This is a genomic window from Parabacteroides faecis, assembly GCF_014647375.1.
GTDB lineage: Bacteria > Bacteroidota > Bacteroidia > Bacteroidales > Tannerellaceae > Parabacteroides > Parabacteroides faecis.
The window spans coordinates 235,754-251,041 of sequence record NZ_BMPB01000004.1 but is presented as its reverse complement, the minus strand read 5'-3'; the positions used below and the strand labels follow the sequence as shown (position 1 = coordinate 251,041).

At 40.2% G+C, this 15,288-nt stretch carries 9 protein-coding genes; all 9 read right to left on the bottom strand.

Features of this window, described 5'->3' with window-relative positions:
* Nucleotides 1-176: 176 nt before the first annotated feature.
* Nucleotides 177-1,136: a FecR family protein gene (locus tag IEY67_RS07020; RefSeq protein WP_183668917.1), complete on the bottom strand. Its 960-nt coding sequence runs from the start codon at nt 1,134-1,136 to the stop codon at nt 177-179.
* A gap of 278 nt (nt 1,137-1,414) precedes the next feature.
* Entirely contained in the window at nt 1,415-1,978 is a 564-nt protein-coding gene (locus tag IEY67_RS07015; RefSeq protein ID WP_122375877.1) for an RNA polymerase sigma-70 factor, read from the bottom strand.
* Between the two features lie 115 nt (nt 1,979-2,093).
* Complete coding sequence (locus IEY67_RS07010; RefSeq protein WP_183668915.1) at nt 2,094-4,082, bottom strand: DUF5054 domain-containing protein; 1,989 nt, start codon at nt 4,080-4,082, stop codon at nt 2,094-2,096.
* A gap of 110 nt (nt 4,083-4,192) precedes the next feature.
* Nucleotides 4,193-6,307 carry a right-handed parallel beta-helix repeat-containing protein gene (locus IEY67_RS07005; protein WP_229800988.1) on the bottom strand — a complete coding sequence of 705 codons (2,115 nt, stop codon included), beginning with the start codon at nt 6,305-6,307 and terminating at the stop codon, nt 4,193-4,195.
* 143 nt (nt 6,308-6,450) lie between these two features.
* The gene (locus IEY67_RS07000; protein ID WP_183668913.1) at nt 6,451-8,325 is read right to left on the bottom strand and encodes a glycoside hydrolase family 97 protein; all 1,875 of its coding nucleotides are present in this window, start codon (nt 8,323-8,325) and stop codon (nt 6,451-6,453) included.
* 138 nt (nt 8,326-8,463) lie between these two features.
* Nucleotides 8,464-10,173: a RagB/SusD family nutrient uptake outer membrane protein gene (locus IEY67_RS06995; protein WP_183668911.1), complete on the bottom strand. Its 1,710-nt coding sequence runs from the start codon at nt 10,171-10,173 to the stop codon at nt 8,464-8,466.
* An 11-nt stretch (nt 10,174-10,184) separates the two neighbouring features.
* Complete coding sequence (locus tag IEY67_RS06990; protein ID WP_229800987.1) at nt 10,185-13,436, bottom strand: SusC/RagA family TonB-linked outer membrane protein; 3,252 nt, start codon at nt 13,434-13,436, stop codon at nt 10,185-10,187.
* Between the two features lie 206 nt (nt 13,437-13,642).
* Complete coding sequence (locus tag IEY67_RS06985; RefSeq protein WP_183668906.1) at nt 13,643-14,596, bottom strand: FecR family protein; 954 nt, start codon at nt 14,594-14,596, stop codon at nt 13,643-13,645.
* 8 nt (nt 14,597-14,604) lie between these two features.
* On the bottom strand, nt 14,605-15,216 hold the full coding sequence (locus tag IEY67_RS06980) for an RNA polymerase sigma factor (RefSeq protein ID WP_122353309.1): 612 nt from the start codon (nt 15,214-15,216) through the stop codon (nt 14,605-14,607).
* Nucleotides 15,217-15,288 lie beyond the last annotated feature (72 nt).

Here is a 15,288-nt window from a genome sequence, read left to right as displayed (position 1 = left end):
TCATAGAAAACCCACGATAAGAATTTTTTATTCATATCTTTGTAATTGTAATAGATTAATACAGTTGTTTTTAATTGTGTTAATTGGATGCCGATAAGTGTGGGGCACTTGTCGGCATTTCATTTAAGATTAACTTTACGATCCATGTTTCATAGGCTTTTCATTTTTAATTAGACTTATTTTATATAGACAATCGAGTTGTCTTCATTCCTTTCAAAGGTATATTTAGCATTCCGCTGCAAAATACGTAACGCATTATCCAGACCGTCGGAGATACGGAACTTTCCGCTACACGAATACTCTTCCAGGTTTTTATTCTCTATAACAATGGATATTCCGTAACATTTCTCGAAACGTTTCATCAATTCATTAAAAGCGACGTCATTAAAACAAACCAATCCATCCCGCCAACGGAAATGATCATAATCTCCAATAGATGATACCAATAACCTGCCATCCTTAAAATGAACTTCCTGATCCGGCCTCAGAAGTACAGATGCAGAAAGAGCGGCATTATCTGTCACCTTCACGGAACCTTCCATTAATGAAGTGGAAAACTCTTCCGAATCCGAATAGGCTTCTACATTAAACTTCGTACCCAAGACCTCAATATCACATTTCTGCGTATGAACCACAAAAGGACACTCCTTATCATGTTCCACTTCGAAATACCCTTCACCATCTAACTTGACTTCCCTCTTTGTTCCGGAAAATACTGCTGGATAAACCATTTCAGAACGGGCATTCAACCAGACAGTAGTTCCGTCCGATAATTTAAGATTCACCCGCTGTCCGGCCGGAACAGTTACTGTATTCATGGCAGCCAGCATCTCCTTCTTTTCGGAAACATAGAAATATAAACCACAGGCAACTGTTATCGCAACGGCTACTGCAATCTTCAGTACATCACGCATCCAGGGACGGATCAAAGGAACTTGGATTACCCCTGATATCACGCTCTTTCCTGCGATATCTTCTTCCATACTTCCGGCAAGGATCATCGCATCGAAAAATTCACGTTCCTTCAACAGTTCCCCTTCGTTTTCGGAAGAGGCATCCAACCAACGATACACAGCATCTTCTTCCTCCGGGGAGGCTATACCTTCAAAATATTTATATAGTATTTCTTTCTCCATCTTTTCGTGTTTCTGCCTATAAAGCGATTAACGATGGAACATCCCTAACGAAAAAGTGATCTTTTTTGAAATAAATATCTTAACATTGCTATTTTATCCTTTTTCAGATTATCAAAATGTAACTACCATACCATGAAAATAGGATTACTATACCAGGTAAATGAAAATACCCCTGCGACTAATATTTTTTAACACATCAATATGATCATCAAAGAGTTTTAAAAGAAGCATTTTGTCAAAAATGAATATTCATTCAAAAGGAAGAAAAGACCGGTCTACTAACAAATACCAAAGAAAAACAATGCAGGTAAATAATCTTTCAAGGCAACACGAAGTACTCTCAATGCTTTGGTTATATGAAATTCTACAGCTTTGGTCGAAAGTCCCAGCGCATCAGCTATTTCTTTATGGCTCTGGTTATGATAACGACTTCTTGTAAAAATATCACGGGTCTGTGCCGGAAGGGTAAGTAAAGCCTTATCAACCAGTTCCTGAAGTTCTTCAGAAAAGATCCGTTCCGGATTACAGGCTTCCAACGTGGCAATGCGTAAATTCAACTTTCGGGTCTCGTTCGTTTTTACATACTCGACAAAATCTTCCTGAATACGCAACTGCCGTAAATGGTCCAGACATTTATGCTTGATAACGGTCAATATATAAGCAAGCACATTTGAATGAGAATCGAGCTTTTGACGGTTTTCCCAATAATACATCAAGCTCTCGATCGCTATATCTTCAGCCATCATCTCATCATCCACATATGTCCTGGCAAAGTGAACGAAACGTCCTTTGTAATTCGTAAACAGATGATTAAACGTTTGTATCTCGGTATTCTCCTTCATAATAATATAGCTAACAGGGGATAAAGATATACAAAAAATTCCCTGTTATATCCTTTGTGTATAAAAAACATTAAGTTAATGCATTTTTCAACTCAGGAGTATAACAGGGAATCATTCACTTTATACGTTCAATCGTAAAGCGATAGGTTAACGACCCCTCGTTCCACATGCTAAAGTTTGTATTCCAAAGATTATTGCTCAGATTAAAATGAATACCTCCTTTTTTGTCAGGATATTCCAATGAATAGTTTATACCTTTCGCCTCTCCTACATTGACAAGAAAAGCAGCTTCGCTCCAGATACGGATAGTTCCGGATGAGGTAACCAAATCCACATAACGGTCGATGCCATGCTGCTGGCGATTTCCCTTTTCCACCACATCGAACAGATCGACACGCTCGCCGACCTTTTCTGCAACGATCGAAAGAATATCATCTGTATTAAAAGATAACCAATAGGCTTCCGGCAAGCGAACCGCAGGTTTCCCCTTTATTGTCAACGCAACTTCTGCTTTCTTGCCATTCTTATATTCCAATACATCCACATACATCTTTTCAGGATATACCCGCCGGTCGACTTCCGGACGCTCGGGAAAAGCAAGTTCACTCACCGTTCGTATTCCTTTTTTATCTTTACAAACTTCCTGCTTGACGACCTGTACCGGAAGAGAAACACTTACGGCTTTCGATTTATCCAATTCAGGCTTACCTATGTCGGCCAAAGCCCATCCATAACGGGCACGCAGATAATTATCCAGATAATGATCATAGTCGGCTGCATCATACATTTGATACGACAGCCCCTCGATCTTCAATACGCCATTTTTCAATACTGCGGCCTGCCAAGGAGCAGAAGATATAGATTGGGCTTTTTCCGTAAATGAAGGCACAACCGGATGATCGATCTCTTTCATTTTAGCCAACGCCTCTGCTTGCAAATCGTGCGGCAGGTATTGGATGGCACTATAAATATACTCGTCCAACTCTTTCCATGACGCTTCTGCCTTTTGGAAAGGAGGAGTAGAACGAGCCGGAAGGAAAAGATCCATATCATATTTATCCCAATTATGGAGATGTGTTTTCACATCAACACCCTGTGTATGTTCAGCTATTAATCCTAACTCCAGAGCAAAATCGAGTGCGGCATCACTGTTTTTATCTATTTTCTTTTCACGCAACCACTTCGAGTAAAGTTCGGACAAGGCCCTGAATTTAGCCATTCGTACAGGTGCACTTCCATAACCATAAATCCAGGTATCGCCGATTTCCGAAGTCACTACCGGCAGCTTATCCTGTATCGCAACCAATTCTTCGGCGATTTCATTGAAAGAAGAGGCTATCAGACGAGCATTCGGGTAACGTTTATGCAAACCGGCATAAATTTCCTTCACCTTTTCATAAGAATGAGGACCATGATTATCTCCGGTAAAATTAATGGATATAACCGCTTTGCCTCCCGGAAGTATGTTCTCCGATCCGTAATCCTGCTGATAGACCAGAATCAACTCACTACCATCCGTATCTCTCCAACGGCAGAATTCAGGAACAGCAGGAATAGGACAAGCCGGATTCACACCTATATGCAGGAAACGAATCCCCGCACGACTCATCGGAGCAACAATACTACGTGTATGTCCCGGTACATCAGTCATTTTAGCGGCAATTGTTTTCTTTCCATATTTCTCATCCAACTTATGCGACAAAAGCAGGCAGGTTTCGAACAAGTCCAGATTCATCGACTCAGACTCAACGGTATAAGGAACCGAATTCCAAACTATATCTCCGCGCCGGATAGCGGCCTCCAGACGCTCTACTTCTTTTGGGGATGCTGTATGGAGATATTTCCAGATCAACCATGCCCCCGTTGTCCAGACATATTGTTCATCTGTATTCTCAGCACGCAACTTTTCCGAGACATCCAATGCTTTCGGTATAAATTCTGTTATATAACGCTGAGTTACTACAGAACTCAAATCGGTAAAACCAACGTCCAGATGTGTTTTAAAAACAACATACACTTTATCGACAGAGGTATTTATTTCCTGCCCTCTAAGTTGAAAAATTCCTCCAAACATTACCAGGAGAAATAGTAGAATTCGTTTCATATACATATTTTTATTTTTTCATGGTATGAATATATTCAGAATACAAATATAAAAGCAGCTATCGCTATATAAAATAGCAAATAGCTGCTTATTCCGTGTATTATTATTGCTTACTCCAATGTCGAACCAATCTCAGAATAAGGAATTTCTTTAAAACCGGCTATCCGGTTAAAAATACCGGCATCTTTCCTGAATCCTTTCAAAGGATCGGACGGATCGACAAACCCCGGATCTTCATCCGTCACCCAGTTATTCCAGAACTCTCCCCACAAACTATTTCCATGCAGTAAGTCCGTTATCTTGTAAAACAAGTTTCCATGTATCTGGTTTCTTTTCGGAAAAGCCGGATCTTCCTGCCAGTAGTTGACCAATTCGGGATATTTTATACTATAAGGAGGCTGCGTATAATTGACAGCTTGTAATCTTTTATCATAAATACCTCCTTTGTCCAACATATTTTTCGCCCAGTTTTGTAAACGATTATCCAGATGGATAGCCGTAGGAGAATTAATAAAGATATTATTATAATATTTATGATCCATTCCACCTCCTATCAGAACAGGTAATGAACCGGCCTTAAAATAAATATTCCCGTAAACCTCGCTTCCACAAGCCCCATCGTCATGATAAGTAGCTGTTACACGGTGACGGGGACTCAATTCATGAAAATAATTGTAGCGAATAACATTACCTCGCTCCGACGGATCACGTCCGTAATAGATAGCCCCCTGGTCGTCTACCTCCTGACAAACCTGCGTGATATTACAGTACTCTATTGTATGATCGTTCCCATGAAACAGAATAGCCATACTCGGTGCATCTGATATATCGCATTTCGTAACCCGGTTTCCTACACCATCGATCCAAACGCCGGGCCGGTATGATTTTTCGATACGGTTATAACGGGATATTTTACAATTCTCCACATAATTATCCGAACGGGTCAAAGTAACACGGTTACCTCCTCCTAAACTGACACCGCCAGCACCTGTATTGTAAATATAACAATCTTTTACCCCGTTATTTTTACCGGCTTGCCGATCCAGTATTGTATTCTCATATATTTTTCCCATCATATCGCCTACCTTTCTACTGCAGAGTTCCCCACCAGCTTCCATCGCATGTGTCTGGTCACCGACAGATCTCTCAGGAGAATCAGTTCCTTTTCCTATGCAAACTCCAACATTGCCGACATTACGAATTATACATCCCTGTAACAATATGTTTTCCGTATTATCCATATAAACACCTATTCCCCGGCTATTTTCAATCGTAATACTTTCTATTGTCACGTTCCTGCAATTTTCCACAGCAATAACAGGACTCTCTAAAACAGTCAAACGGACTTTCGATATTTTTTTATCTCCCGGAAGAAAGTAAAACTTCCGTGTATCCGGATCGATCACATATTCTCCCGCCCGATCTATTTCTTCCAATAAATTTAAGGCGAACCACCGACGAAAATCTGCACCGGTAAAAAACTGATAGGTTGTAAACATTCCTGCATGTACTGTGGAATCTTGCATGTTAATCGATTTTACCGGTATCATATCATCCGCATAACCATGACCAAAATAACCGCCTATCCACATATTATCCGTATGTGCCCAATGCCCCGGCCGTTCTTCCTGAAAATGGAAAACAGGCAACCGACCTTGCTGCTTATCTTCCGGACCTCCGGAAATATCGACACGCCCGATCAACACCATCGAATCGTTCGGCCAACGGGATAAATGTAACGGCTCAGTATCTACAATCAACTCAGACCAGGCCGGTAATGATTTACGTCCAAATCCGGAAGGGCGAATATTCGCCAATGTTTCTACAACACTTTTACAATCCACCTCAACAACTTTTCCACGTACACTTTCCTGTAGACGGGACAAAACAACCGGATCTTTAACCGGTCTTATTTTACTCAAAGAAATGACCTTATCGCCGGAAACAGAGACTTTCTCCCCTTTTTTACTTTTTATTCGTAAAGAATGCCAGTTTCCCGGCAAGATTTCAATCGTTTTATCGGTACGATACTCACCACCTGCCATTTCTATAATGACATCTCCCTCTATCGATGCAGCTTTACGAATAGCTTGTTGCAAAGTTCCCGAACCGGGTTTTACCGTTATCTTCGTTTGACTTATATCTGATTTGTTTTCATCTTTTCCATGGATAATACTCCCGTGTAAAACAAAAAAGACTAATAAAATGAACTTCATTTTCATCATTAACTCCCTCCTATTGCTTCTATACAAACAACCTCTAATTTATGGAATACAAATATAAAAGCAGCTATCGCTATATAAAATAGCAAATAGCTGCCTATTTGGTGGATTATTATTGCTTACCTATTTTCTAAACGATTCCTTTATCAACGGGTAAGATGCAACACACATCCGCTATTCGCCTCTACATCAAGAACCAACGAGGACTGTAGTTTTATCGTTTTTATACTTACCACATCTTTTTTCTTTCCAGGTGCCTGATAATAAAGAGTCGCTTCACAGGCAGACGTATCTTTCAGGAAATCCAGCGGCAATGTCACCTGCCTTTTGTCTCCTGCATTCAGGATACTAATATACCAATCGGAGCCAGAACGACGAGCTACTACAGCATATTCCCCCATCTTTCCTTCCATGAATCGTGTATCATCCCACACAGTCGGAATTGAATTATAAAATTTAGTGGCGCCATCTGTTTTTATCACAGATTCGGCAGAACCTGCTCCACCTGCACGGGACGGAGACTTCTCGGGACGGTCATACCAGTAAACAAACTGCCACGGACTATAAATAGCAACCAGCTTAGCTAGCTGAGCTGCACGGCCTCCCATCTTTTCCGTCACCCTTTCTGCAAAATAACAGTTGGTATAATCACCTGCCCCGCAAATCATACGATTATATAAAGTATAGATAGCCTGATCTAATGACGGGCTTTCTTCATCACCACGGATACCTTCCTGAGTCAGCAAGTTCGGATAAGTTCGTGAATAACCTGTCGGTCGATATTCATCATGGATATCGACCATCAATTCATACTTTGCCGCCTTTCGTACAGCCTGATGCAACCAAGCCGTTGCATACTGGTCACCCACATTCACAAAACCGTATTTTACACCTTTGATACCCCACTTTTTATATAAAGGAAGTATTTCATCCAATTGTTGATGCAAGGCTTTTTTATTCACGTACACAAGTATTCCTACCCCTTTGGATTCTGCATATTTTATCACTTCAGGCAAATCGAGCGGTCCTTTGGAACGGGCAGGATCGATCGTTACCGTTGTTGCATCCGATTTCATATCTTCTTCCGCACCATACCAACCGGCATCAAACAGCACATAAGCAATATTGTTTTCCGCAGCAAAATCGATACACGCCAAACTTCCTGCCGTAGTCAACGTAACCTCACGAAGCACTTGCCCGGGTTTGATCCAACTCGTATTGGCTATTTGATTAGGTTCATTCAGATTGAGTACGAAATAATTATGTTCTACCAGCTTTCCCGGATGCTCGGCAACCATCACATAGCGCCAGGGGGATTGATATTTAGCCAAATCCAGGTTTACCTTTCCCGATAGTACGGATTGTACCCCCAAACCGGTTTCGCTCTTTTCAAGCTTCATTCGGGAATAATCGACCAAGGCCGCTTCACCGATTGCCACAAAACGATGATCATTTACCTGAATAACCTGCGGACGATCGGCCACCCCAGTCAATGAACTCAATCTCTTTTCCGAATAAGCTCCTTGCGCCATACCGGTTACCCAGGTCTTGCAGTCCTCTTTGAACAGGAATTGCGTATTTTCTTCAGTCAGCGTACAGTTCCAAAAGTCCAAATTATCGAAAGCATAGCGAAAAGCCAAACCTTCATCATACAAGCGGACAAACAAGGTCATTTCTTTCAGGTTTTCATCCAAACGAAATGATAATTTTAACTCATTATACCGGTCTGTCACAAGAGAACGTTCTCCATAGATAGGTTGCCAGGTTTGATCAACTGATTTTTTTGTTTGATTAATAACAGACCAATTACCCTGCAAAATATTTTCTGCCAACTCCAATTGAAGGGTTTTCACATCTACTACCTTACTTCCTTTTTCATACAAACTAATCTGTACAGATTGATCCTTCACATCAATTTCTGCATTCAATAACTCCGAAGGACTTTTCAACGAACCAGTCGTTTGTGCACTAACGAAAACAGACTGCAATAACGCAGTTAATAAAATAATTGTTTTTTTCATGATATAATTACTTTTATCTATTTCTCCCTCCCGGCCATAGCCATCATCTTACTATTTCTGCGAACAAAAATAATTCAAAAAAGAGGATTCATAAGCTTTCCAACACTTAATCCTCCTCTTTTTCTAATATACTATGAATTAATAACCCTCATTCTGGATCAAGCCACCTTCCTTGTTTGCTTCTATTTCCGAATTAGGAACAGGCAATTTATTCAAATGATTTCCTAACTGATATCCTCCCTGAACAACTTTCGGATTATACTTCATCAGATATTCAGTCAGTTTATTCATTCGCATCAAGGTATTCAGACGAAAATCTTCCATATAGAGTTCACGAGCCCGCTCATCCAGAATCAAATCCTGGTTAACATCGGAAGCTGCAACAGGAGTTGCATTGGCCCTGTTACGTACGACATTTATATCGGCTGCAGCTGCATCAAGCTTACCTGCCAACATATTTGCTTCGGCACGCAATAAATAGGTTTCTGCCAGACGCATAATATACCAATCTTTATAAATACGGCCATTATCATGAGTTTCGCCACTCGTTGCATCTTTGAATTGTCCGTGATGCCGGGCAGTAACGACTTTAATAAAAATAGGTTGAGTAACCCGGAATAAATCCTCTTTATTACCTAATGTCTCTTCTGTCATTAACTGACCGTAAAAACGGCTATTAGGATTTGTCCAGTAATATTCGCGCCGCATATTATATTTGGAATTACGCATATCACGATCCCAGTCTCCCTTGTACTGCCATATTTGATTTGCAGCATAATTAGTTATAGAAATCTGATCCACAGGACGTCCGCTTAAGATATCTTTCAGCCAGTTCGGATTGCCATCAGTATCTTTCAGGTTCCACCAGTTCGTACCTATCCAACGTTCCATAGTGAAATTACCGCCGGAAACACCTACATTTCCACCTCCTTCCAATTCAACATCAAACTGCACATTCCAGATACATTCCTTATTTCCGTCAATTCTATTGAAATTATTTTCTCTGAAAAGATCCCAGTATACATCCCCCCATCGTTCTTTCTCTCCCTGGTAATCATAACCTTCGAAAGTAAAATCTTTCAATTTACCGAATCTTTCCGTCATCAAAGACATCGACGGATTATTAATAACAGCAGTAGCCTGTTCCACTGCACCGTTATAATCTTTCATACAAATCAAAATCTCCGATAACAAATGCCGGGCTGCCACATTAGAAGCTCTTCCCCCTTTTTGACTATCTATTTCCGGCATCCACTGGATTGCAAACAGTAAATCTTCTTTACATTGCCTATAAATTTCCTCTTGGGACACACTCTGATAATTAAACTGAGGAGAAGTGGTTTCTTCTAAAACGACAGGTGCATTTCCCCACATATTAGCTAAAAAGCGATAAGCAAACGCGCGTAAGAATTTCGCCTCTCCTACAATCGCATTCTTTTCTTCTTCAGAATTCCATTTTACAAGTGAACTCTCTGCCCGATTGATAATGACATTACAACTGTAAATATATCCATACAACCGTTGCCACCATTTTTTGGCAAATCCATTATCGGCATTCAACGTATTCCAGTAAAAATACTCCGGATATGTATCTGTACCGGAACGAGGACTGTTCAAATCCACATCCACTCCCATCAGGTCATAATTCTGCCAGCTATCCGTATTGGCATAAAAATCATTTCTTATGCTCAGATAAATATTTGCTAAAGCAGCCTCGAAACCTTTTCTATCTGTATATGAATTTTCCGGAGTCAAAAAATCTTTAGGTACCTCTGTCAGTAAATCATAACAGGAGGTCATAGAGCCGGCAAGTACCAATCCTATAAATAGTTGTTTTATTAATTTCATTTTTAATCAGATTAGAAGTTAAACAATAAAGTCATTTGATATGTACGGATAGAAGGAGAAGACGAAATAGTCAAACCGGAACCTGTTTCCGGATCCAGACCATCCCAATGAGGAGCAAACGTCAATAGGTTATCAGCACTCAAAGACAAACGCATATTATTAAATCCGAACCGTTTAACAAAACGAGAGAGATCATAACTTAAAGCGACTTTTTGCAATTTAATGAAACTACGATCCATATACTTTGTTCCTTTATATCTTGCATTTGAATTATAATCTAGACGCGGATACTTTGCATCTGTATTCCGAGGTGTCCAATAGTCAAAAACAGTCCTGTTATGGGCCGCACTATTTATATATTCGTCATAATAAGGAGTATTGCTACCCGACTGGAAATAACCGTTTCCTCCCCAGATTGAATTGATATATATCATCAAAGAGAAATCCTTATACTCCAGTGTATTTGTTAAACTCCAACGGAAATTTTCCTTGGAAGTACCCAGGAACTGACGGTCTTTATCGGAAGTGATCTTGCCATCGCCGTCAACATCTTCAAGCTTATAATCCCCCGGACGCATACCGTCCATGATCGTACCATTATCCACATCCTCCTGCTGCCACATACCGATTACCTTATAGCCATAAATGGTTCCCAAAGTCTTTCCGATAAAATAGCCCGAACTAATCAAATCATCCTCTTTCCCGTCACCATCATTATCTTCTCCATAAATAGTAACCACTTTATTACGGTTCAGAGAGAAGGCAAAATCGGAAGTCCATTTGAAATCTTTAGATTCTATATTAACAGAATGTAATCCGATTTCAACACCTTTGTTTCTGATCTTTCCTAAATTAGAGAGCATAGATGTTTTTCCGGAAACAGAAGGCAACGACAAACTAAACAACAAATCCGTCGTATTAGTGAAATAGGCATCAATATTACCGGAAAGGCGGTTATTCAAAAGAGAGAAATCAATTCCTGTATTAAAACCGGTTGTTTTTTCCCATCCCAGATCATTCAGAGCAAACGAACTGATGCCCTGTGTAATGGAATAGGAAGGATCACCTGCAAAAATATACTTATTAGTACCAACCTTAGCCAAGGTACTATAAGAGTCGATCGACTGATTTCCGTTAGAACCATATGAAACACGTAAAGCCAGATTATTGATCGGTTCAATATCTTTCATAAAAGACTCATTAGAGATGTTCCAGTTCAAACCGCCCGAGGCGAATGTCGCCCATTTCCGGTTGACACTGAAAGCAGAACAGCCGTCACGGCGAACTGTTCCCGTAATAGAATAGCGACTGTCAAAAGTGTAAGTTCCACGCGCCATCCAGGCAATTGCGCCACTTTCGCCGGCACCTGTGTCTACTGTTTGTTTCTTTCCGTCTTCCAGTTTGTTATCTCCTAAAATCGTATTGTCAAAATTCTCTGCATAAGCAGTTGCATTTTCCCATGTACGACGTTCACGCGAATACAAGAAAGTTGCATCGATATTATGCTTTTGATTAAAGGTATTATTATACTTTATCATGTTATCCAGCAACATATTATAGTTGTTCTCATGCTTCCGTTCACCTTTACCGTTTTTCCCCTGGCCGGTCGTCGTATATTCATCATAAAAATAATATTTCTGCGACCAGCGTAACGTATTCGAGTAAACCATCTCATAAGATAATCCTTTTACCCAGGGAATAGTTATTTTAGCATTCAATATAGCCCCCAGAATATTGTACTTTTCAGTATCATCGGTTTTCATGCTCCAGAAAGGACTTTCAAAAGAGGTCGTTGTTTGCGGATATTGCAAATAACGGCCTTCATCATCATACAAAGAAGCATAAGGACTGAACTGTGCTGCCTTATTCATTGCGGGAGAATCGCCGGAGTAATCACGAATACTATAATTGGTTTTTACTCCTACTTTCAGCCAGCTTGTCAAATTGCTGTCGATATTGACACGCCCTGAAAAGTTTTTATAACGATCATTCATGACAACACCTTTCTGGTCGGTCAATGCCGCAGAAATATAATAATTAGCAAAATCTGAACTGTTGGATATGCTGACATTCGCCTTCAAATTATATGCATTCTGTCGGAACAATTCATAAGGATCGGTAAAGGTCGGACGATGATCCTGAGTTGCATTATAATTTTTAGCTTCTTCCGGCTGAAGATATATATTTAACTTCTCCGGATCGGCATCCAATCCGTTTGCTTCGCGTACATCCAACAGTTTTCTTAAATACCCTGCTGCATCATAGACTTTCAAACGTTTCAACTCATTACTTATACCATACGACAAATTCACGGAAAACTCTGGCTTGGACGTTTTACTTCTACCTCGTTTCGTCTGAATCAGGATGACACCATTGGAAGAACGGCTACCATACACAGCCGCCGCACTGGCATCCTTCAGCACAGTGAAAGAATCGATATCATCAGAAGGGATATCTGCTAATGAACCATCATAGATAGCTCCATCCAATACGATCAAAGGATTATTACCTCCATCCCGGGTTGAGTTCTGACCACGGATGCTGAATCCTGCCACACTACCTGCTTTATTTACGCCACCGACATTCAGACCGGGAACCGATCCCTTGATTGTTTCCATAATATTATTTGTCGGTACATCCCGGTAGGTATTGATATCCGCTTTAGTCACAGAGCCGGTTATAGCCTGTCTGTTCAGCGTACCGTATCCAATTACGACCACTTCATCCAAAGCCTGAGTATCTTCCTGCATTTTTATCTTATAGACAGTTTGATTACTTACAGTAACTTCCTTGGTTGCGTATCCGATATACGAAATCAGCAAAGTCATGCCCGGAGAGGCTTCGATATTGAATTTTCCGTCCACATCCGTTATTGTTCCTATAGTAGTTCCCTTCATGGAAACATTGGCTCCGATGATCGGTTCGTTATTGTCATCTACTATTGTTCCGGATATTTTCATGGGATTGGTACCCGCTTTTTTTACGGCAAGATAAATCTGATTATCTTCTTTCTTCTCATAGATCAACACCGTTCCATTCAACAATCGGCTCATGGCCGCATCTATCGACTGATTATTGACTTCAAAAGATACCGTTTTTTCCAAATCCGGGAGTTGATTACTGTAAAAGAAACGATAATCTGTAGCTTTTTCAATGGTACGTAAGGCCTGCCTGATGGTTTGTCGCTTTACATTGACAGTCACCTGTGCAAAAACGGAAGTGGATAGAAAGGCTACTATACATATAGCCCCTATCTTTTTCATAATATTTCCTTTTTTCAGAAAGGAAAAAATAATTTCTGATTTTTTATTCATACTTTTGTGTAGTATTAAATGGTTAATTACCAGAGAGTGACTACTTACGAATATTCAACTCTCTTAATTGACTGATAATAGGGGAAGGTGTTGCAAGCACTTTCCCTTTTTTGTGTATGTGTTTTTTCTACGTCATATCCATACTATTTAAAGGGTTAATCACTATAGAGTTCTATCACGTCATCTTTTTTCTTATAAGAGATGGAAGATGTAAATTGTAAGGCATAAAGAGTAGACTGTAAGCTGGCATTTTTCAGGGTTCCGGTGAAAGTGATGCAATTCAGCCTATCGCTTTTAATCTCAAACTTCACATTATAATTGCGCTCCAGTAGTTTGATAATATTCAGGATCGGCTCATCGTTGAATACCATTTCATTATTCATCCAGGCGATAAATAACCGGTCGTCTTCCTTTTTCTTTATCATCCGGTTTTTCTTCAACGAATAAACGGCTACTTCTCCTGGGCTTAGGTTGATAGATTGGGTAGAAGACGAAATAATGACCGAACCTTCTGCCAGATAAGTCATGATATTCTCATCATCGGGGTAGGCATGGACATTAAATGAAGTACCCAAAGCACGTATCTGAATATCTCCAGCTTTTACGATAAAAGGAGATCGAGCATCTTTTGCAACATCAAAATAAGCTTCTCCAACCAGTTCGACCTGACGTTGTTTCCCGTTGAAATTACTACCATAACGTAGTTTCGAGTCAGCATTCAGATGGACTATTGTGCCGTCCGGCAGAGAAATATCCGATTTCTGTCCCTGGCCTACTTCTACAGTCATATCATTATATTTGGTTAACAACCTGTTTTCGTTCCAATAGAATAATGATACAGCAATGGCACCGACTACGGCTGCATAGGCTGCAATCCGCATAAAGCTCCTCCTGATATTTATCTTTTTGGGGTTAACAGTCTTACTGATAACCTTAAAAATACGTTCATCTACCGACTCCGGCATATGACCGAAAGAATGTTCCCAGATTCCATCAAAGTCCTCCACCCATCTGTCTGAGTCGTTCAACATTGCGGCTAACTGACGTTTTTCATGCTCAGTAGCCCTATTATCATAGAATTTGTCTAGTAATTCCAAATGTTTGCTCATAATCTCCTTTAAAATAAAAATGATAAAACCGGATAAAGCAATAATATGATACCATTCAGCAAGTCTCCCCTGTTAGCCCTCAGCATTTGGGAAAGGAACTTTGTTGACTGCCTCAGATGACTTTCCACCGTATTTTCAGAAATACCCAGCTGGCTGGCTATCTCTTTTTGGGAAAGGTGTTCAATATGTTTCAAACGATAGACTCTTTGTCTGGCTGGCGGCAGCATAGAAATAATACGTTCTACTTCCTCCAACAACAGATTCAATTCAACTTCATTCTCTACACAATTCTCGGCTTCCCTAACGTTCTCTATCTGTGAAATCATCAATTGTTCCTGAATGCGTTTTGCCGTTTCCTTCAGAAACAGGTTACGAGATATCTTTTTCAGATAACCCTGGAATGAAAATTCAACCACAATCTTCTTCCGATTCTCCCAGATAATGATAAATGTCTCCTGCACAACTTCCTCCGCCATCGAATAATCGCCGTGTGAAAGTCGGATGACAAACTGAAAGAGAACGTGTTTATACCGATTGTAAAGCTCTGTGAAAGCTTTAAAGTTATCAGACATAATCTCCTTCATTAACTGTTGATCTGATAACTGCTCTATTTTGTGCATTCGTGGTGTTTTTTCTATAAATGATACATTGCATTATTACCGAATCCTATATTAAGGAGATAACAGGGGGGA